The organism is Acidisoma sp. L85 (assembly GCF_009765865.1).
Classification (GTDB): Bacteria; Pseudomonadota; Alphaproteobacteria; order Acetobacterales; family Acetobacteraceae; genus Acidisoma.
This window is the reverse complement of record NZ_LMUQ01000013.1, coordinates 1-20,394: the sequence shown is the minus strand read 5'-3', so window position 1 is coordinate 20,394 and position 20,394 is coordinate 1. Positions and strand designations below refer to the sequence as shown.

Below are 20,394 nucleotides of genomic sequence, written 5' to 3'. Positions count from 1 at the left end.
CGCCTGCCTTGCCCAGCGGAGGCCGTGCTGAAGGGCTCAGGAACGAGCGACAGATTTTCCGTGCCTGCAGCTTGAAGGGGCGAACATGAGAGTGCTCAGGTCTCGACGTTGCCAGGTTGGTGTGACGGCCAATTCACCTAAGCTCGTCTTGGATGGCGATAGTAGCCTTATCGTTCAATAATTGCGGCTGCGCCAAGATCAAGATGGCTCCCAGAAGCACGTAGGTATCAAGGGGAAGTAATGAGCAAGCAGCAGAACCTCGCCGCAAATATAAAGCTTGGCGAAGCCGTTGCGAGCGGGGATTTTTCGATCTTCGATCAGGTATTCGCGTCGGACGTCGTCGATCATGACCCAGCGCCCGACCAAGGCTCCGGCCCGGAAGGCTTCAAGACGTTCTTCACCATGATGAGGACCGCGTTTCCCGACCTCAACGTTTCGGTCGACCACCTGACCCAGACGGAAACTGACATTGCAATGGCCTATACCATTCACGGCACGCACAAAGGCATATTTGCCGGCATTGCTCCGACAGGCGAGACGATCGCTGCCCGCGGGATGCAGATCGCTCGCTTCGAGAACGGGCAAATTGTCGAGCGGTGGGGGAGTTCCGACGTGCTCGGTATTCTCACGACACTCGGCGCCAAGGTCGGCTGACCAGTGACCAACTATGATGCCGTTGTCATCGGCGCCGGTCAGGCTGGCGCGCCGTTAGCCATGCGGCTGGCGGGTTCCGGGCTGAAGGTCGCTATCGTAGAGCGGGCATCGGTCGGGGGTACCTGCGTCAACACTGGTTGCACTCCGACTAAGGCGCTCGTGGCGAGCGCGTATGCCGCGCAGCAGATGCGGCGTGCAGCGGAATATGGCATTGTTTCCCAGTCACCGGTACGCGCCGACATGAGGCAGGTTAAGGCCCGCAAAGACAAGATCGTCGCGGACAGACGCGAAGGACTGCGCACGAGTCTCGAGAGCACCGATAACTGCACGCTGCTTCATGCGCCGGGCCGCTTCCTATCGCCTCATGAAGTCGATGTCGGAGGCATCGTCCTGAGGGCTGATCGGGTGTTTATAGACGTGGGGTCACGAGGGGTCGTGCCACTGATCCCCGGCCTCCAGACAGTGGATTATCTGGATAACGAATCGATCCTGCAGCTCGATATACTCCCGCGTCATCTCATTGTCCTCGGCGGAAGTTATATTTCACTGGAATTCGCGCAGATGTATCGCCGCTTCGGGAGTGAAGTGACGATCGTCGAGAGGGCCTCGCGCTTGATATCTCGTGAGGACAGAGATGTTTCGCTAGCGGTTCAGGGCATTTTGGAGGCGGAGGGTATAGCCGTCCATCTCGGTGCGACCGCCACGCGGGCCGTGCAACGGGATGGAACCATAACGCTCTCTATTGAGAATGGGCCTGACATCACCGGATCTCATCTGCTGCTCGCTGTCGGCCGGCGACCGAACACCGACAATCTAGGCCTCGCGGCTGCCGGCATCGAACAGGACGACCGCGGATTCATTAAGGTGGATGATGAGGTGCGGACCAATGTCCCGGACATCTGGGCAATGGGCGATTGCAACGGCCGGGGGGCCTTTACCCACACGGCCTACAACGACTATGAAATTGTAGCGGCGAATCTCCTCGACAATGATCGCCGCCGCGTGAGCGAACGCATTCAGGCCTATGCAATTTATATCGATCCCCCGCTTGGCCGTGTAGGGATGACTGAGGCGCAGGCAGGAGCGTCGGGCCGCCAGGTCCTTATTGGCCGGCGCCCAATGACGCAAGTAGCGCGCGCCATCGAAAAAGGCGAGACACATGGCTTCATAAAGGTGCTCGTCGACGCGGCGACGCGACGCTTCATTGGCGCCGCTATCCTGGGGCCAGGAGGAGACGAGGTCGTCCATAGCATCTTGGATTTGATGGCAGCGGACGCGCCATATACCGTCATGCAGCGAGCCGTGCACATCCACCCGACCGTCAGCGAACTGCTGCCAACGGTGCTCAGCACTCTCCAGCCGCTGGATCCCGAAATCGCGGACAGCGCCCCTTAAACCTTCGCGTTCGGCGGGGCCGCAGCTACGAGCGAATCGAGCCGCAGTCTCGAATCTCCTTCTGTTGCTAGTACACCTGAGATGATTGTGCTGGGTGCGTGCTGCGATACTTGTTGGCCCAGGAATACAATGAGGGTGCGATCTGCCTGCCCCTAGTTTGAGTAGAGGCGCGTGCGGAGGAAGCATTCGGGTTTGATTTTAGTCGTTGGTTGTCCGAACCGCGTATTAGCCAGCAACTTGGGCTTCGATATTGCACTGTACTGAAGCCGCAGCGCTTCTTGGGGATGCTCCGTCAAAACAACAGGAATCGTCGTGGCGCTGCGAGGCGAAAAGAAGTGTTTTTAGCAATCTCCTACAATACTAGCGCATAAATAGTGCGAAAAATGCTTTCTGACTTGCGGTTCGCCGGTGACCACATCTAGCGTTCCTAGGTCGCTGGGACGGCCCTGGTAAGACCGACAAGAAATAATGAATGGCCTAGGAGAGCACAATTGCGTTGTTTTGGTCTCTCGGAAGGGTGCATCGAGATGGGGTGGTCCCGTATAATACAAGGAGTTCTTCATGCGCGACATAACTAGTGGAATTTCGGCAGAGTTGCGCGAGCTTTGTCTGAGCGTCTTGCTTTCAACTCCCGATTCATGCGAACCAAAAGTGCGAAAACAAAAGGCGAACGACACCATTGCTTCACTGAGCCGCGACAAATATAAAAGCGTCCCTTGCTCGAACCTGGCCGCTGCGGAAGGGGCGCACTCGACGTCAAGTAAGGCACCAGAGCGAGCTGGCGAAGCTCCTGCCATCTCGCGACGCAAGCCCTCTGAATTGCAAACCTGGCGATTCCGCCGTGTCCAAACTTATATCGGAGATCACATCGCCGACACCATCAGATTGGCGGATCTGGCTCGCGCCGCTGGCCTCACGCGGATGTATTTCGCCGCTCAGTTTCGTCAAAAGACGGGTGTCCGGCCGCATGAATATATCGTCCGTCAGAGGATTGCGCGCGCACAGGTTCTGCTCATGGTTCCACAAACGAAGATTATTGAGGTCGGTGTATGCGTCGGCTTCACAAGCCAGGCGCATTTCACAACTGTCTTCCGTCGCTACGTGGGGATCACTCCGCATCGCTGGCGGCTGTCGCAGACCCCCGAAGGCTCGCCGAGACCTGCAAATATTCACTCGACTCGCACAGACGCCCAATCATCTCAGCCACACAACACCACACGACAAGCGGCGATCCTGCGTTAGCGGCTCAGAGACCTGCGGAGAGCATAGCCCGCGAGGCACAGGACATAAGCGCTGTTTGCATACCCTGCGACAGTTCGACCATGCGAAACCAATCGGCCGCTCGAGACTTCACAGCGGCGTAGTACCTAGGCTTGGTGCCCCAAGGAGAACGGCCATGTCCGTAGTGCCGTCATAGTCTTCTCTGAGGAGTTCAGGGCCGCGTTCAAATCGCTGCGCCAGCCGGCGTAATTTAAGGCTACAAAGGGGGCGCAAGAATGAGGTCGCGCCTCGCGCAGCCGAGGCGCTGTCGCTCGGCCTTGAACAAGGGAGTATGAGCATGGCAACCCCCGATATGCTTCGCCACACACGCATCCCTCTGAAGCATGGATCAGGTTCGATGCCTGCTGTCGGATTTGGCACGCTGATTCCCGATCCGCTCGCGACCAAACAAGCGACGCGAACCGCGTTGGAAGTGGGCTTCCGCCAGCTTGATTGTGCCGAGCGCTACCGCAACGAAGAGGCGGTCGGCGAGGCAATACAGGAATCCATCCGTGCCGGCACCCTTCGCCGGGAGGACCTCTTCGTTACGACGAAGCTGTGGAATAGCAATCATCGCCCTGACCGGGTCGAAGCCGCCTTCGACGCGAGTTGCAGGCGCCTGCAAGTCGATTATATCGATGCTTACCTCATCCATACCCCCTTCGCCTTTCAACCCGGCGACGAACAGGACCCACGGGACGAGCAGGGCCATGTCATCTACGATTCCGGGGTCACGCTGATCGAAACATGGCGGGCGCTTGAGAACCTTGTGGATGGGGGCAGGTGCAGGTCGATCGGCCTATCCGATATCACTTTGGAGAAACTACGTGAGATCGTTGCGGCTGCGCGGATCATGCCTTCTGTGGTGCAGGTCGAATCCCATCCCTATCTGCCCGAATGGGAACTGCTCGACTTTTGTCAGGAGCACAGCATTGTTTTGCTTGCATTCGCGCCGCTGGGGCATGGACTTGAACCGAGAGTGACGGACGATCCGATCATCGCGGCGATTGCACGGCGCGTCCGCAAGACGCCTGCGCAGGTTGCATTGGCATGGGCTGCTCAACGGGGCACCGCTTTTCTGACGACCTCGACCAATCCCGAGCACATCCGGGAAAACTTCGACATCGCAACGCTGCCTGAAGACGCCATCCGTGAAATTCGGGATGGCGTCACCACGAAAGTCCGGTTCAACCAGGTCGTAGGAACTGGCGTGCCCGGATTCATTCCTCGGCCCACGTAGCGACGTCGCACGGCGCGAAAGGGGAGTGTCGACTGTCCTAGATTGGATGCCCGTTAAAGGTCGATCACGATATCGCCTTGGGGCTTAGAGCAACATATCAGCACGTTGCCCTCGGCTGGCGGTTCGACCGGGTAGGGCTGATAGCCGACGGCGCCAGCGATGAGCGCGGTTTCGCAATTGTGGCAGACGCCTGTACGGCAAGACCATCGGACGGGAACGTCGCAGGCTTCAGCCAGTTCGAGGATGCTCTGGTATGCCGCTCCCCACGGGACGTTAACGCCTGAGCGCGCAAAGGACACGAGCGGCCCTGTGCCGGCCGCCCCGGTAGGCAAATGCGGCTGCTTCAGGGGAGCCGCGGCGATTCCGGGCGTCAAAGCCGGACCCGCTCCAAACATCTCGCTGTGGATTCTGTTGGCGGCAACACCCCAGGCCGCGAGGCTGGGCATCAGGTCGGTCATGAAGGCCGGCGGACCGCAAAGATAAAAATCGGCATCGCGTGGCACGCCCAATTCCTGCAGCAACGGCAGGCTCACGCGGCCAGGAGCGTCGAAATCGACAGCGAGCCGGTCCTTGGAACCAGGCGAGCTATAGAGGATGTGGCGATGGGAGTGGGGCAGGGCCGCTAGGCAAGCACGCACCTCCTCGGCAAACGGATGCTCACCGCCGTCGTGAGCCCCGTGGATCCACCAGACCTCCCTTGGCGACATGACAGCAGCCAAGGCGTGCAACATGGCCAGCACAGGTGTGGCGCCAATCCCTGCGCTCAGCAGGACGACGGGACCGCTGCCGGGCTGCAGCACGAAACTGCCGCGTGGCGCTGTCACATCGAGGATATCACCGATCTGAACCCCATCGCGGATATACGCGCCGGCAACCCCGTCGGGATTGCGCTTGACGCTAATTCGATATCGGGCGCCGCCAGGCTCGCCCGATATCGAATAGCTGCGCAGCAGCGTGGGTGCATTGGGTGTCGGGTGCAGCCGGAGGACGATAAACTGTCCAGGGAGGCCAGGTGCCAGAGGGCGGCCGTCGGTAGGCTCCAGCACAAGCGAGGTCACGCTCTCGCTCTCGCGCTTTTTGTCGAACACCCGCAGCGGGCGAAACCCCGTCCATGCCGGCGGCGGCCCGGCGCTTGGGGCGAGACCCGGATTGCCGCTTGTGATGCCGCTGCTCTGTATCCGTTCGAGCAGGGCCTTGAATGAAGAGTGCCAGCCCGCGCTGAGCTCCGGAATGCGCAACGCCTTTTCGAGCCGGTCTGCGGGATGGCCAGGCTTATACAAAAGGGCATTCACCTCGGCGATAGTCATGCCCTCGGGCCCCCGCGCTTCCCGCACAATCTCAAGGCCGGCCTCGACCTCTCCTTCCTCCAGGACACGGAGATAGAAGCCGGGTCTGTCGTGCGCGACGAGCAGCGCGGCCATCTGCGGCTCGTTCATGCGGATGCCGACCCGGTAGCAGGTGACGCGCGGCTGCGTCACTTCGAAGACGGCACTCCCGATCCGATACCGGTCGCCGATGCATACTTCGCTGTCGGATAAGCCATCGACGGTGAAGTTCTCGCCGAACTGGCCATACTCGATGTCGGCTCGGTCGAGGTGGGCCTGCCAATGGTGATAGGAGTCGATCTGGTAAACGAAGACGGCCCGATGCTCGCCACCGTGGCCCGCCATATCTCCTTGGCCGTCTCCCTCGATATTGAGCCGCCGCACCATCCGTGGGCCTCGAACGGGCTCTTTCCAGACAGCAGTGTGGACGGTTCTTCCCTGCCATGCGATGTCGCGGGGAAGTCCGACATTGACGGAAAGCAACCGTGCCATCAGAGGGCTGTCGGAGGCATCGGCCCCACCCCTTCATCCGTCGACGTCACGGTGTGCACGAGAGATCGATACTTGGTCATCGCTACTCATCAGCTGCCACCTACGCAGGATAGCGCGATCCATCGTCGTATTCTTGTCGATTTCAAACCTCGAGGAGTTATTCGATAAGGTCGTGCAGACGGGAACATGCCATGGAGTTCCGCTTATGGCACAGCTCTATCTAGGCCGGTGGGATGTGGATGCTTTAGGAAACCGGCATGGTCGCCCCCGAACTCCGTGATCGCTCGTTCCTGTTTAGGGCATACTCAGATGCCCCTGTCGTGGTCGCGCGGACGAGGTCGAGCGCCTCATTCACTCGAAGCGCGTCGTAGTTTTCGATAGCGGGGTCGAAGGTTTTTTCCTCAATCGCAGCGACTTCACAGCCAAGTTTGAAGATCTGACCAGGCTGCCGCGGGGCCCAGCCGGGTTAGAGGCCTCGCCCAACATCCTGGTACGGCTAACCCGCGTCTCCGTCGCCTCCATTGCGCTGATCCGCGGCGGCGCAACGCTGACTCGCGATGACGAGGCGATCACCGGTGTTGGCGTCAGTGGCGGGACGGTGGACCAGGATGTCGCGATCCTTGAGGCGGCGCCACTGGCCTCTTAGCTTGCCCAAACATCCTTGGGGTCACGCCGCAAAGGGGCCGCTGGAGGTGGCAATCTGTTGGTTCGGGTGCTTGCTTGAAAGCTCCTTTACATGCCACGCAGGGCACTGGACGCGCCGGGCGTCTCAGCCTAGACCGCGAGGTGACAACGGCGGTTTTCAACGGTCTATGATTGCATTGGTTGATTCGGAGGCAATCCCAGGGTAGGGAAAAACTGTCGCCGGATCTCCGAACCAGCTTTTTCTGAAAGGTGTCCGATGAGTCGGGAGCCATTAGCCATTGACCTGAACGGTTTATTCGCTTTGGCTACGGCCGTGTCTGGTCGGCGTCTTATCGCCATCGTAGGTGCGCCTGGCAGCGGCAAGTCTACCGTTGCCGAAGGCCTTATCGCTCAGGTCAATGCAGTCCATCCCGGCGGCGCAGCCATTCTTCCAATGGATGGATATCATTTTGACGATGCCGTTCTGGATGCCCGTGGCCTGCGCGCTCGAAAAGGTGCGCCCGAAACGTTTGATGTTGGCGGACTCAGGCACATGCTCAGCCGCCTCAAGCTCAACGATGAGGACGAGATCGCCGTTCCAGTATTTGACCGTGCGATTGAGATATCAAGGTCGGCCGCCCGGCTGATCCCGAAAGCCGTGCGCGTCGTCGTTGTCGAAGGCAATTACCTGCTATTGGGCCTTCCGCCATGGTCCCACCTGCATGTGGCATTCGATGCGACAGTGATGATTAATGTCTCGGAGGAGGTCCTTCGCCGGAGGCTGACAGAACGTTGGGAAAGCTATGGCCTTTCACCTGCGGAGGTTAAAGCCAAGGTTGAGAAGAATGATCTGGTCAACGGGCGTTTCGTTATGGCGAACAGCGCGACATCAAACTTCGTCTTGCACGGCTGAAACGAGACTTCGCTCAATGTGATGGGGCCGCAACAAGCACAGGCATCTTCGAGCACTGACAGCGGCGTGTCCCACCCAATGATTACTGCTGAAGCTGCGATGCGCGAGTGGACGCCGCGGCGTTTTCGATAGGGGAGGAAGAGTTCCTAGCCACCGTCGGTACATGCTTCCCTCCTGCGTCACGCTCGGTCGCGCTTTCCGGCGACGCATTGTGCGCCACTGTTTTGAACAAGACAGGAAAAGCCATCCGTTAGATGATCGCGAACTTCGGCCGAGCCGATTCAGGCGGTCGTGCGAAGGAGGAAAGTAAGTCATGCGTGGAAACGCGTTCGTTTTGCTCGTCTCTATTGTCGCCGCATTAGGCGGACTATTGTTCGGCTACGACACGGGCATCATTTCGGCAGCCTTGTTGTTCGTCGGCCACGATCTCAATCCTCACGGCAGCGGCCTGGATGACCTTGCCAAGCAGTTAATCACCTCTGCTATCGTCGCTGGTGCCTTGATCGGGTGCATGGGGGCCGGGCCGATCTCGGATCACTTAGGGCGGCGCCTGGTCGTGGTAGCGGCGGCGATCATTTTCATCGCAGGCTCGGTGGCGGCCGCTGCATCGGGATCGGTCGATGTGCTGGTAATCTCGCGTTTGGTGCTCGGCCTCGCGATCGGTGCTGCCTCGCAAATTGTGCCGGTTTACATAGCAGAGCTGGCACCCGCGGCTCGGCGTGGTGGCTTGGTGGTGCTGTTCCAGCTCGCCGTGGTCAGCGGTATCCTACTTTCCTCGATCGTCGGCTGGCTGCTCGGGGCTAGTGGCGCATGGAGGCTGATGTTCCTACTCGGTGTCGTGCCGGCGGTGGTACTTCTTGTCGGGTTGATCTGGCTCCCCGAAAGTCCCCGCTTTCAGGCCCTGAAAGGCAACCGCGATGGGGCGCGGCAAACCTTGCTCCGCCTGCGAGCCAGCAAAACGGAGGTCGATCGGGAGCTTGAGGAAATCGAGCAGACGGTGCACGCGGAGCGCGGCTGGAAAGAGCTTTTCCAACCGAAACTGCGGCCAGCGCTGGTCGCCGGCATGGGCGTAGCAATGTTTAGCCAAATCACCGGCACCAATGCGGTGATTTATTACGCGCCCACCATTCTTGCCTCAGTGGGATTCGGGAAGAGTGCCGCGCTGCTGACCTCGCTCGCGATCGGCGTTACCATCGTCGGGTCGACGATCTTCGGCATTTGGGCAGTTGATCATTGGGGGCGTCGCAAGCTCATGCTCCGCTTCCTGCCGTTGGCCGTGTTATCGCTTGTGCTCCTCGGCTTCGCTCTGTTCGGCGGCACGCCGCATGGCTGGATGCGTTGGCTGGCGGTAGGCGGTCTTTTGGGCAATGAGATCTTCAACGTCGGTTCGATCTCGGTCACCATCTGGCTTATTGGCTCTGAGGTGTTTCCGCTCGGCGTCCGCGGCAAGGGAATGAGCATGGTGGCGCTGTCGCACTGGACGTTTGACCTGGTGATTTCCCTCACCACGCTCAGCCTGGTCTCGAGCCTTGGCGCAGGCGGTGCCTTTTGGCTCTTCGCCTTTATCAACCTCCTCGCCTTCGGCTTTGTCTGGCGCTACGTACCCGAGACGCGCGGCAGGACGCTTGAGCAGATCGAGAGCGATCTGCAGAGTGGTCACTTCCGGACATGACGGATCGTGCCGTTCCGATCGCAAAGCTGCAAATAGTCCGAGACCCTGCTACGCGGCGGCAGGTCGGACAGAAGCGCATTCCACCGACGTCCCGTAGAAAGCCCATAAAGGATCGCGTTCAGCACTTCGGATATTCAGCGTCCCAACTCGACCGCCGCACTTGGCTGTTCGAATCAGTGGCTCGATCGACGCTCATTCGGCGAGCGCAGGACGAACGTGCCCGGGAGGTCCGCCCCGCGTTACCTTCAGGCGCCCCGGCTCGCCCCCGCTGGCCAACAGTGCCGCATCGTAGGTGAGGATCGCGCCATCGGCGAAGGTCACGCGCCGCGCCGCTGCCGTACCCGCGGCCCCGGCACCGAAGATCACCATCGTCCTGGGTCTGCGTCCTCTTGCACCGGTGAGGACGGACCGATAGGGCCGAGCAGCAGCCGGCCCGCATCAACCCGCAGGTCAACGACCGCAGGCGACGCCAAAAAACGCCCGGTGTCCAACCCGAATGCCGCCTTGTGGCAAGGGCATAGCATGGTGACGTCGTGCGGAACGCCCTCCGTGAGCGGTCCGCCGGCATGGGGGCAGATCGCTCCCACCGCGTGGCACTGTCGACCGCTCCGGGCCAGCAGCACCTTGGCGCCGTCCCGCTCCACGGCGCGCATCGTGCCTTAGGCAAGCCCGGCCGCATCGCCGACATCGATCTCCATAAGACAGTCTCCCGCTATCAGACGCCACGCCTTAACCATGGCACCCGGAACATGAGTTGTAAGGCCAGCCACGTGCCTACCTCGCCGAGACCTGGGAGGGCCTTGCCGGCTCCCGATAGAGAAAGCACCTAGGCTGCGAATGGGCTATTCGCGATCGTCGCGGCGGATGAAGATGACACCGGCACCCACGAACCCGATGCCAGATACGCCCTGAGCCGCGACGCGGGACGAGCACGACTTGGTAGGGAAAGAGCACGTCCATGAAGCCGCACTTTGAGATGAGCATGAACAGGGCGGCGGCGCCACCGACAAGGGTATAGGTTCTCAGCCCCGCGCCCTGCGACGGATCTCGCGTTCAAGCGAGATCAGGGCAGACAATATAAAAGCAAGCGGGAGTTCCGCGAGCTGCAACCATCTTTGGCCTATGAGGTTAGAAAAGGCCGAATACTATTCGGCTGCACGTCACGGGCCAGAGGCACAGTCTAGCTCTGAGCCACCGTCCCTCGTTGAAGAAGGACCGGGCCCGGCACCTGAATGGCCACGAATTCACCTGTTGCGCCCTGCCAGACGCAGAGTAAATACCAAAGGCCGATCTGTTATCCCGAGGTCGCCACCCTGGTCAACTTGCTCGAGCGCCAGCTAAGGAAAAGCGATCGTTAGCGGGCAGCCGGCTTCCGATGCGAGCTCCCCAAGGTTCTCCTATACATTCGCGTTTCTGCTCATTCAGCCCAAAAAACATGCAGAGCGCACTGATTGAGATATCTCAGAAGGCAAAACAAGTTTTTTAACCTCGGGCTAATAGTCCTGCAAACGAGTATCGCCTGAGGTTGTAAAGGCAGTCGCTGAGCTGGTGCCGATGCGGTTCGCGCCGGCCGCAATCATCGCTTCCGCGACCTCGCGGCTTCGCACACCGCCGGAGGCTTTGACTCCGACAGCTGACCCGACCGTCGCGCGCATCAATGCCACATCCGCGACCGTCGCCCCTCCGGTCGAAAATCCAGTCGAAGTCTTGACAAAATCTGCACCCGCTGTGACCGCAAGCTGGCAGGCCATCTGTTTCTCATCATCTGTCAGCAGGCAGGTCTCGATGATGACCTTAAGCACCGCGCCCGTGCATGCCGCTCGGACCGCCGCAATGTCATTCCGGACATAGTCAAGCCGTTGTTCCTTCAAGGCGCCAATCGCAATGACCATGTCGATCTCGTGGGCCCCCGCCGCCATCGCTGCGGCGGCTTCTGCCGCCTTAATCGCGGAAGGCATGGCACCAAAGGGAAAGCCTACCACCGAACATGTTCGCACTACGCTTCCGCTGAGGAACCTTGCGACAAGCGCGACATGCACAGAGTTAACACAGACGGTCCGGAAGCCATATCCCATCGCTTCTTCGCAGACTTGACGGACTTCCACCTCAGTTGCATCGGGCTTGAGGATCGTGTGATCGATCATCCATGCCAGAGTGGAAGTTCTGTTGCTTTTGCTGTCAGCCATTTGCTGACTTCAGCTGTTCATTGCCGTGGGAGAGACGGTCGATCCGATACGGCAGATTTGGTACGGGTTCGCCAAGCACGGAGGTATAATTGCGGAGAAACGGAACGGCATTACCCCAAAGCATGGAGCGATCGGCCGTCAGCACGGGCTCGGGTGAGTATTGCGAGATATAGGCGCGGCGCAGCTTCGGTGTCGTATTGGCCCCACTGGAATGCAACGTGAGGCTGCCGAATACCGCGATAGTGCCGGCCCGCGCGACGAATGGCAGTCCTTTGTCAGACCCGGAATAACCTACCCAGTCGTTGGAGGGAGGGTCGAATTCATGAGGCACCGCTGTCCGGATTCCACTTTGGCTTGCCGGCAAGATAGAGATCGTACCGTTTTCCTCCGTCACATCGTCCAACGGGCACCAGACGGTGATATAGGGCTTGTGGTTACGGTCGCCATCGACGGCGTTGACATAGCCGGAATCCTGGTGCCAGGCGAGCTTCATGCCCGCTTCCGCTCCCTTCACCACGAAGCCATCGAAGAACAGATAGGCATCGGGCCCGAGAAGCGCTTCGCAGATCGATTTCATGACATCGCTGAAAAGATACGCGCCAAGAATCGGGCGGTCGCGCATCGGAAAGGCCGCATGATATCGCTTGTTGCGGTGCGTAATGCCGAGCTGGTCGACGCCCATGCGGTCCATTTTCTCGTCCTCCCGCCGGACGAAATAGGCGCATTCCTCGCGCAACATCGCCAGCAGATCGGGCGAAACCGCGTTTTCGAAGACAGCGTATCCGTCATCCCGAAACCGGCGCCGCTCCGTCTCGCTAACGTCGAATTCTGACATCTTCTCCAACATTGTCTCTCCCCGTTTTGCTGTCTAGGTGACGAGCCGGTTGCGAAGCATGGCAACGTCCTGCATGAATCGCGCGACCTTCTGGCGATCGACCGCGCTCCACCAAGTGCCATCCATTTTGAGCGAGCTGCCGATGATCACGCCGGCGGCACGCTCCAGAATAGCGCCAACATTGCTGAGGGTCACGCCACTGCCGACCAGCACCGCAAGCCGCGTCGCGCGGCCGATCTCCTCTAGTTCCTGCAAATCAACAGAGTCGCCGGTGCGCTGGCCCGTGGCGATCACGGCGTCGGCGTCGAAGAACTCCACGTCACGCGTGAGTTCAGAGATGGAGCGGTCCGCGACGATCGCATGCGCACCATGCTTCACGTGTGTATCCGCGAAAATCAAAACATCCTTTGCCGAGATCGAGGCGCGGTAGCGCAGGATTTCAGCGGCCTCCCCCTCGATAAAGCCCTCGTTGGCGACATAGGCATTCGCCCACTGGTTGACGCGGATAAACACAGCCCCTGCGGATTTGGCGATCGCCAGGGCCGGAATCCCTGCATTGGCAAGCACATTGATGCCGAGCGGCACGTCGAAGGCGCGCCTCACGCGATCGGTGATGACCGCCATGGCAGCGGCGGTCTCGGGCCCGATCCGGTGCGGCTTGAGGAACGGCAAGTCGCCATGGTTCTCGATGATCAGCCCGTCGATGCCGCCCTCGACATAGGCTTCCGCGTCGCGAAGCGCGCGATCGTAAAGTGCTTCAACCGCTTCGCCATCGTACCGCGGAGTGCCGGGAAGCGGTGGGCAGTGCAATACGCCGATCGCCACCTTCGTCTTTTGAAAAATTTTCAAAACCGCATCCCCGCGGTCATTTGAGATCGCCAAATTCATGCCGCACCCTGATGGCCCACTGAATTATTCGACTTATCACAGCCCTTGATGTGGTCAAAGCTCCACTTTCTTTCCTCCGCGACCCCGATTCCGGCTTGTCCTCCGTCGCCGAAGTGTGCCCAATTGAAACCTTCAAATATCCAGCTCCAAGGAGGTCCTATGACAAAACGCGCCCTACTGGCGCTCGCGGCCTTCGCCGGTCTCGTGGGATCCGGCGGCATAGCATCTGCCGCAACACCACCGACAATCTGTTACGTTACCTTCAGCCTGCAGGTCGAGTATTTCCAACTCGGCGTCGGCGGCGCGAAGAAGGCGGCGAAAGAGCTCGGCGTCAATCTCATCGTGCATGATCCGCAAGCTGACACCGGCAAACAGGTCGAGGACTTCGAGGACTGTATCGCGCGGAAGGCCGATGCCATCATCATCGACCCGATCGAATCCACGGCACTTGCCGGACCGATCGAGGAGGCGGGCAAGAAAGGCATCCCCATCGCGGCGTTGGATACCCCGATCAAGAGCCCTTATGTGGTCATCCAACTCGGTATCCCGCAATTCGACGCCTCGCGCGAATTCGGCCAGTTCATCTCGGGCTACGTCATCGGCAAAATGGGTGGCAAGGCGAAGATCGGCGTCATGCTGGCCTCGACCGAAGTCCAGCTCGCGCGGCGGGACGGATTTCTCGCGGCTCTGAAGGATGTGCCAGACGCCACCGTTGTCGCGACGGGAGACGGCCGCAACGTCCTGGAAACAGCTCAGTCAGCGGCCGAGAACATGCTGACCGCGCATCCCGAAATCAACGTCATCTACGCGACCGGAGATCCGCAGCTACAGGGCGCACTGGCCGCCGCCGCCTCGCAAGGTCGCAAGATCGCCTTTTTCGGTTGGGACGACGTGCCTGAGCCCTTCATCAAACCGCTGCAGGACGGCCGCATCATCGGCTTCGTTATGCAGGCACCACAAATCGGCGGCGAGATGGCCCTGCGCTATCTGGTCGATAAGCTCCAGGGCAAATCGATCCCTGCCCGTTATAGCTACAACCCGACGATCATCACTCAATACAACCTCGCGCAAAATCGCTGAGCCGTGACAGGGGAAGCTTGCAGCTTCCCCTGTCACGCTTCTCTTTCTCGACGACTTCGAAGGTCTATAAATTGGCGAGACTGGATCATCCCGTGACAGGGCCGTCAGGCTTGAACCAAAGGGCAAGACGGCTGGCGGTCCTATCGGTTCGCTACGGAACCTGTATCGGATTGGCCCTGTGGCTCGTCGCCATGGCCTGTTCGTCCGATTATTTCCTCACCACCATCAACCTGCTCAACGTGGCGCGGCAGACCGCGCCGATCATCATAATCGGCGTCGGCTCGACCTTCGTCATGGCAACCGCCGGCATCGATCTCTCGGTGGGGGCGATTGTCGCGCTCGTGTCCTGCCTGACCTCGGCCTGGCTGACGGATGGGCTTACCGCGAGCCTTGTCGTCATTGCTGTGATCGCAGTGGGGGCCTGCCTCGGTGCTTTGAACGGCTTCCTGGTCTGGCTCGGGATACCCGCCTTCATCGTGACGCTCGGTGGATTGGTGTCCATTCGCGGCATCGCCTTCGTCTACAGCAACGGCTATGCGACGCCGATCACGAACCCGGCCATACTTTGGCTGGGGCGTGGCGCGGTCCTGGGTGTTGACGCGCCAATTCTGATCGCTCTGCTCGTCGTCGTTGCGGGGGTCTTCACCCTCAGCCGGAGTCAGCTTGGTCTCCACGCCCTCGCAGTCGGTGGTCGGGAGGAGGCGGCCCGGGTGATGGGCTTACCAATCGGCCGCATCAAGATCCTTGTCTATGGCATCTCCGGTGCCCTGGCAGCACTGGGAGGGCTTGTTCTCGCGGCGCGGCTGTCGAACGGATCGCCCAATGCCGGCATGGGGCTGGAATTGGATGTGATCTCGGCGGTCGTGCTCGGCGGCACGAGCCTGTTCGGCGGCTCGGCGACCATCATCGGCACCATCATCGGCGCCCTCTTCATCGGCTTCATCCGCAATGGCCTCAACCTTCTCGACGTCAATCCATACTGGGTGCAGGTCGTGACCGGCATCGTCCTGGTCGCGGCGGTGTTGCTGAACACCATCGTCAATCGGCGGGTCGAACAATGGGCGCGGGTTTCCGCGACAGACGAATGAGCGCGCCTCTCATCCGCATGCACGACATCTCCAAAGCCTTCGGCGCCGTTCGCGCCTTGTCCCATGTCGGGCTGAGCATCGGCGAAGGCGAGGTGCTGGGATTAGTCGGCGACAATGCCGCCGGCAAGTCGACACTGATGAAAATTCTTGCCGGCGCCCACCAGCCGGACAGCGGCACGATCGAGGTCGGCGGTCAGGCAGTCGTCTTTCACGGGCCCCATGATGCGCGCGGCGCGGGCATAGAGATGATCTACCAGGATTACGCCCTGGTTCCGGCGCTCACGGTGACACAGAACATCTTCCTCGGCCGCGAGGTTCTCGGCGCCTGGCCGCTTTTGCGTGTCCTGCAGCGGCGCCAGATGGATGAGCGGGCAAAAGCCCTCTTCGCCGCCCTGGGGCTGCGGGTACCCTCCGTCTCCAGCCCGGTGCGAGAGCTGTCGGGCGGGCAGCAGCAGGCCGTCGCAATCGCCCGCGCGACCGGTTTCGACGCCAAGCTGGTCATCATGGACGAGCCCACTGCCAATCTCGGCGCGCCCGCCATCGCCAAGGTGCGGGACACCATCACCCGGCTGAAGCTGCAAGGGGTGGCGGTCATTCTCATCAGTCACCGGCTGGAGGATGTCTTCGCGGTCGGTGACCGCTTCATCGTCATGAAGCACGGCCATGTCGTCGCGGCGCGCGAGGTTGGCGATACGCATGCGGATGAGATTGTCCAGATGATTGTAACAGGCGCCGACCCGCGCCGATCAGCGGCGCCCGCGGACCCGAAGCCTTGAAGCGCCGCCGCGCTACTATGGTGGATGTCGCGCGGCTGGCGCATGTCTCGGTCGGCACCGTGTCGAATGTGCTGAACGATACGGTCGTCGTGCGGCCCGAGACCCGCGAAAAGGTCGAGGCGGCGATCCGCACGCTGAGCTTTCAACCAAACGCCCTCGCGCGCTCGCTGATCTCGAGTACGCGACCGGCGCCCGCTCGATCGCAAGACCCGGACCTCCCGCAGCTCATCCTGGTGGGTGCGGCGAGTGTGGACTACACCGCCATGCTCTCCGTGCTGCCGCACCGCAATGACCGTATCACTGCCCGCAGCATCGAAAAATCACTCGGCGGGCCAGCGGCAAACACCGCCGTCTTCGCTGCGGCGCTAGAGGACCGCTTCCCCGTCGCCGCCGAACTCGTGACGACCCTCGGGGATGACGCCGACAGCGACTGGGCACTGGCAGAGCTGGCCCTGAAGAACGTCAGCACCATCGCGATCCGCCGGCAACGCAACCAGCGGATAAGCCGCTGCATCGTGCTGGTCGAGCAGAATGGTTCGCGCACCATCCTGAATGAGCCGGTGGTGCTCCTCGAATCCGACCTCACACCCTATACGAACCATCTCACCCAAGAGCGGCGCTGCCTGCATGTCGGCGGCTCGCAGATCGATACGGTGTTGAAGACGGTCTTGGAGATTGGCGGCACGGGCACTGAGCTCAGCCTGCAGATGACCGGCCTGCCGAAGGCGTCGCAGACAGCAGCCAACGTGGCGGATCTGATCGGGCATTTCGACCTCGTATTCCTCAACCGCGATGTGATCCAGGAGGCTACCCGATGCCGCGCTGGCCTTGGGCCGGTGGTCGAGGCGACCCTGGCGCTGGTGCGGAGCGTATCGCCCAAGGGCGTCATGATCCTGACGCTCGGAGAGGATGGCGCCCTGGTAATCTTTCCTGACGCTCAAGAGCCGGTCCATGTGCCTGGCCTGGCCGCGCATGTGGTGGACACCACCGGTGCCGGCGACGCCTTTGCCGGTGCCTTTCTGGCGGTCTGGTTGAACACTCATGATGCGATTGCCGCCGCCCGCTACGGCAACGCGGCAGGCGCTGTCGCCGTATCCGTAGAGGGAAGTCAGACCTCGGTCCCGACCGCGACCCTGCTAGAGCGGCTTTTGGAGGTTGCCGTTAGGGCGCCTCAGACCCTGCAAGGTGTCGTGCGCCTCGGGCACGCGGATAAGGCGCAAGCATGAAGGTCATCGTCCTTGGAAATTGCACGGTGGACCTGTCCTTCGCTGTGCCGCGCTTTCCGCTCGCGGGTGAGACGCTGCTGGCGACGGAGCGCAGCGTCGACCTTGGTGGCAAGGGTGCGAATCAGGCGTTGGTCGCCGAGCGCTTCGGCGCGCTGACCATGCTGGCCGTACCGATCGGGCGGGATGTCGATGGCGACTGGGCTTGCCAACGGCTGGCGGCCGAGGGCCTTTCCCTCGCCGCGGTGACGCGGGTCGATACCGCAACGGATCAGTCAGTCATCTATGTGACGCCCGATGGCGAGAACGCTATCGTCAGCACGCATCAGGCGGCGCGCACGACCACCCCCGATTGGGCGGCTGAGGTTTTGCGAAGGCATGCGGAGCCGCATGACATCCTTCTACTCCAAGGAAACCTACCGTTGGAGACCACGAGGGAAGCTTTGGCGCAGGCCCGCGCGATCGGCTTGATGACGGTGCTCAACCCCGCGCCGATTCAATATTCCTGTGACACGCTGTTCCCTTTCGTGGATTTGGCCATACTGAATGAGATCGAGGCGGTCGAGCTAGGTGGCGCAAGCGAGCCGGTTCAAGCCGGCGTATCAATCCAGGCCCGCTGGGTTCCGCAGGTAATCGTGACGCTCGGCGCCACCGGCGCCGTCCTGATCGATCGCGACGGGGTCGCGCGCGTCCCTGCCCCGGCGGTCGAGGCTGTGGACACGGTCGGGGCTGGTGACACGCTCTGCGGAGCCCTCGTCGCCGCGCTCGCCCGCGGCCTATCGGTTGCCGCGGCGCTGCGCCTGGCCGTTGAGGCCGCTTCTCTTGCTGTCACGCGCAAGGGCACCCAATCCTCTTTTCCATCCCGCTCCGAGGCGAGAGCGATCAACGAGAAACACCCATGAGCCAGCCTCTCCTGTCCGACGAAATCCTCGAGGCGAACGGCGATGTTTGGCGGGCGATGCAGGAACATCGCTTCGTCCTGGATATTGGCCAGGACCGGTTGGATCCACGCGTCTTCCGTCGCTACCTTGCCTACGAGAACGCGTTCGTCGAGACCGCCATCACGATCTTCGGCTACCTGCTGGTAAAGGCGCCCGGTCTGACGGAGCAGCGCTGGATGATCAGTGTACTGAAAGCCTTATCGGAAGAACAGATCACCTATTTCCGGGAGGCATTTGCGGATCTCGGCATGGCCGACGCCGAGTGGCAAGATATCGACTTGCCCATGCCGGTGCTGGCCTTCGAGCAGGGTATGTTGGCCATCGCGGCGCATGGCCCCTACATCGAAGGCATCGCCGCGATGTTCGCCGCGGAGTGGATGTACTGGCATTGGTGCTGCGCCGTCGCGAAGTTGCCGATCTCAGACCCCGTCATTCGACGTTGGGTCGAACTGCACGCTGCGGAAGAGTTCGCCGCACAGGCCCGGTGGCTGAAGCAGCAGATTGATCTAGTAGGGCTGACTCTAGAGGATGTGGGTCGGAAGCGCGTCGCACGGATTTTCCGCAGAGCACTGCTTCTAGAGATCAGCTTCCACCACGCGCCTTATGAAAGCTAACGCGGACAGTTTGAATGTCGCAACGGGGCTTCGTGAATGCAAATGTCAACACGCGATAAAACCCCTGCTAACGTCTTGAGACTCGGACGCATAGGAATTGTCAACCACACCTGATTGGGCCATGATGAATTTCGAGCGGAGCCGACGGCTTCTAGGGTTGAACAAACCTGCAGTTTCGAACGTCGTATGAATCAAACGAGCCTGCTTTGGATCTAACATGCCCTACCCAAGACCTGCGTGAACTGTTTGCCATGTCCGGCAAGAAAGCCCAAAAAAAGTCATTGTCTGTGACCCGGCGGGGGACTCGTCTCCTCTCCCGAATAGGTCGCGCGGAAGAAGGGCTCGAGCACCTACGCCACGCACAGCGTATAGACTCATATTTCGATCCTCCGTGGTACTCGCCGGGGCTCGGGAGCGCCCAATTCGTGCTGCGCCGCTACGCAGAGGCTTTGGCAGACTTCGACCGAGGCGCGCCGACGGACGCTGGCACATCCGCCATGATGGCGGGATGCTGCGCGAAGTTGGGTCTTGCCAAACGTGCCTTTGAACTCGTAGCGCGCTGCTTGGCTATTCAACCCGAGGCGTCGATAGGCAATCTCGTCAGTCGGATCGTCTTTATGGGCACGGGTGACCGCGAGCATCTTGCCGAATGCTCAAGTTTCGCCGGGATGCCCGAATAGCCGGGCCGGGTCAGCACGAGAACACGTCGGCGTCGCCTGCTCTTAGATTGAGGCGATGGCTCGGGCGTATGATGCGAACGACAATGCCTGACAATATAGTCTATGTTTGCCGTGCCCATGTGTGAGCGGAGAGCGGGTGCCGTACTCACTGGCTGAGGCCAGGCTCGGCGAAGCGTAGCGAGTGGGAAGGGGGCTCAGGTGGCGGCGAAGTCGCTGAGCCGGTATCGCGGTTTGCTGCCCACTGCGGAGAAGACGTCGTTGGAAGTGCGACTGATGATGCAATTGTCGGTGTGGCGCGGCTGGCGGTCTTTATCGGCAGGACTTCGGTCAATCTGCGGGGTTGCATTTAGGCTCTGACTCACTTTTGATGGATGTTGGGATTACGCGGAGCCCATAACGCGCGCCTGAAGGAGATCTAGGGTCAGGACCCATTAATTGCTTGCTTCGGCTCGGCGCATTGTGATTCTGGAGATGGCGGGAGGATACCGTCATGGACAAACTGTTTCTG

18 protein-coding genes and 1 pseudogene are annotated in these 20,394 nt (G+C 60.8%); 13 read left to right on the top strand and 6 right to left on the bottom strand.

Annotated elements, in window-relative coordinates; translation table 11 throughout:
* Positions 1-240 precede the first annotated feature (240 nt).
* The 4 genes from GSQ83_RS02340 to GSQ83_RS02325 all read left to right on the top strand — a co-directional run bounded on the left by GSQ83_RS02340 (position 241) and on the right by GSQ83_RS02325 (position 4,549).
* Positions 241-654 (top strand): ester cyclase, encoded by a 414-nt coding sequence (locus tag GSQ83_RS02340; protein ID WP_158801112.1) that lies wholly within the window; start codon positions 241-243, stop codon positions 652-654.
* A 3-nt stretch (positions 655-657) separates the two neighbouring features.
* Entirely contained in the window at positions 658-2,049 is a 1,392-nt protein-coding gene (locus GSQ83_RS02335; RefSeq protein WP_158801111.1) for an FAD-containing oxidoreductase, read from the top strand.
* Positions 2,050-2,610: 561 nt separating this feature from the next.
* On the top strand, positions 2,611-3,291 hold the full coding sequence (locus tag GSQ83_RS02330) for a helix-turn-helix transcriptional regulator (RefSeq protein WP_158801110.1): 681 nt from the start codon (positions 2,611-2,613) through the stop codon (positions 3,289-3,291).
* A 376-nt stretch (positions 3,292-3,667) separates the two neighbouring features.
* On the top strand, positions 3,668-4,549 hold the full coding sequence (locus tag GSQ83_RS02325) for an aldo/keto reductase (RefSeq protein WP_254065454.1): 882 nt from the start codon (positions 3,668-3,670) through the stop codon (positions 4,547-4,549).
* Positions 4,550-4,602: 53 nt separating this feature from the next.
* Here GSQ83_RS02325 and GSQ83_RS02320 read toward each other — a convergent pair whose 3' ends face one another.
* A complete protein-coding gene (locus tag GSQ83_RS02320; protein WP_216849875.1) occupies positions 4,603-6,261 on the bottom strand; it encodes an MOSC and FAD-binding oxidoreductase domain-containing protein in 1,659 nt (552 codons plus the stop codon).
* Positions 6,262-6,667: 406 nt separating this feature from the next.
* Here GSQ83_RS02320 and GSQ83_RS31025 point away from each other — a divergent pair, with 406 nt between their 5' ends.
* From GSQ83_RS31025 to GSQ83_RS02305, 3 genes are all read left to right on the top strand, one after another.
* A complete protein-coding gene (locus tag GSQ83_RS31025; RefSeq protein WP_158801113.1) occupies positions 6,668-7,012 on the top strand; it encodes a heme-binding protein in 345 nt (114 codons plus the stop codon).
* 255 nt (positions 7,013-7,267) lie between these two features.
* Entirely contained in the window at positions 7,268-7,903 is a 636-nt protein-coding gene (locus tag GSQ83_RS02310) for a hypothetical protein (protein WP_158801107.1), read from the top strand.
* 313 nt (positions 7,904-8,216) lie between these two features.
* Entirely contained in the window at positions 8,217-9,575 is a 1,359-nt protein-coding gene (locus GSQ83_RS02305; RefSeq protein WP_158801106.1) for a sugar porter family MFS transporter, read from the top strand.
* Between the two features lie 362 nt (positions 9,576-9,937).
* Here the strand turns inward: GSQ83_RS02305 and GSQ83_RS31020 are convergent, their stop codons facing one another.
* The 5 genes and pseudogenes from GSQ83_RS31020 to GSQ83_RS02285 form a co-directional block, all read right to left on the bottom strand.
* Positions 9,938-10,228 carry a Rieske 2Fe-2S domain-containing protein gene (locus tag GSQ83_RS31020; protein ID WP_158801105.1) on the bottom strand — a complete coding sequence of 97 codons (291 nt, stop codon included), beginning with the start codon at positions 10,226-10,228 and terminating at the stop codon, positions 9,938-9,940.
* Positions 10,229-10,429: 201 nt separating this feature from the next.
* Positions 10,430-10,699 (bottom strand): annotated as a pseudogene (locus tag GSQ83_RS30255) (MgtC/SapB family protein); the annotation flags it as partial.
* 369 nt (positions 10,700-11,068) lie between these two features.
* Positions 11,069-11,761, bottom strand: a complete 693-nt coding sequence (gene deoC, locus GSQ83_RS02295; protein WP_158801104.1) for a deoxyribose-phosphate aldolase — start codon at positions 11,759-11,761, stop codon at positions 11,069-11,071.
* Entirely contained in the window at positions 11,754-12,608 is an 855-nt protein-coding gene (locus GSQ83_RS02290) for a phytanoyl-CoA dioxygenase family protein (protein WP_158801103.1), read from the bottom strand. The genes deoC and GSQ83_RS02290 overlap by 8 nt, the downstream gene beginning before the upstream one ends.
* Before the next feature lie 21 nt (positions 12,609-12,629).
* Entirely contained in the window at positions 12,630-13,445 is an 816-nt protein-coding gene (locus GSQ83_RS02285; RefSeq protein ID WP_254065453.1) for a BtpA/SgcQ family protein, read from the bottom strand.
* A gap of 198 nt (positions 13,446-13,643) precedes the next feature.
* Here GSQ83_RS02285 and GSQ83_RS02280 point away from each other — a divergent pair, with 198 nt between their 5' ends.
* The 6 genes from GSQ83_RS02280 to GSQ83_RS02255 all read left to right on the top strand — a co-directional run bounded on the left by GSQ83_RS02280 (position 13,644) and on the right by GSQ83_RS02255 (position 19,206).
* The gene (locus GSQ83_RS02280; RefSeq protein WP_158801101.1) at positions 13,644-14,564 is read left to right on the top strand and encodes a substrate-binding domain-containing protein; all 921 of its coding nucleotides are present in this window, start codon (positions 13,644-13,646) and stop codon (positions 14,562-14,564) included.
* Between the two features lie 92 nt (positions 14,565-14,656).
* Positions 14,657-15,652 carry an ABC transporter permease gene (locus GSQ83_RS02275; RefSeq protein ID WP_158801100.1) on the top strand — a complete coding sequence of 332 codons (996 nt, stop codon included), beginning with the start codon at positions 14,657-14,659 and terminating at the stop codon, positions 15,650-15,652.
* The gene (locus GSQ83_RS02270) at positions 15,649-16,428 is read left to right on the top strand and encodes an ATP-binding cassette domain-containing protein (RefSeq protein ID WP_174246613.1); all 780 of its coding nucleotides are present in this window, start codon (positions 15,649-15,651) and stop codon (positions 16,426-16,428) included. Before GSQ83_RS02275 ends, GSQ83_RS02270 begins: the two co-directional genes overlap by 4 nt.
* A complete protein-coding gene (locus tag GSQ83_RS02265) occupies positions 16,425-17,654 on the top strand; it encodes a carbohydrate kinase family protein (RefSeq protein WP_158801098.1) in 1,230 nt (409 codons plus the stop codon). The genes GSQ83_RS02270 and GSQ83_RS02265 overlap by 4 nt, the downstream gene beginning before the upstream one ends.
* Positions 17,651-18,553: a ribokinase gene (locus tag GSQ83_RS02260; RefSeq protein ID WP_158801097.1), complete on the top strand. Its 903-nt coding sequence runs from the start codon at positions 17,651-17,653 to the stop codon at positions 18,551-18,553. The genes GSQ83_RS02265 and GSQ83_RS02260 overlap by 4 nt, the downstream gene beginning before the upstream one ends.
* Positions 18,550-19,206 (top strand): TenA family protein, encoded by a 657-nt coding sequence (locus tag GSQ83_RS02255; protein WP_158801096.1) that lies wholly within the window; start codon positions 18,550-18,552, stop codon positions 19,204-19,206. The genes GSQ83_RS02260 and GSQ83_RS02255 overlap by 4 nt, the downstream gene beginning before the upstream one ends.
* Positions 19,207-20,394 lie beyond the last annotated feature (1,188 nt).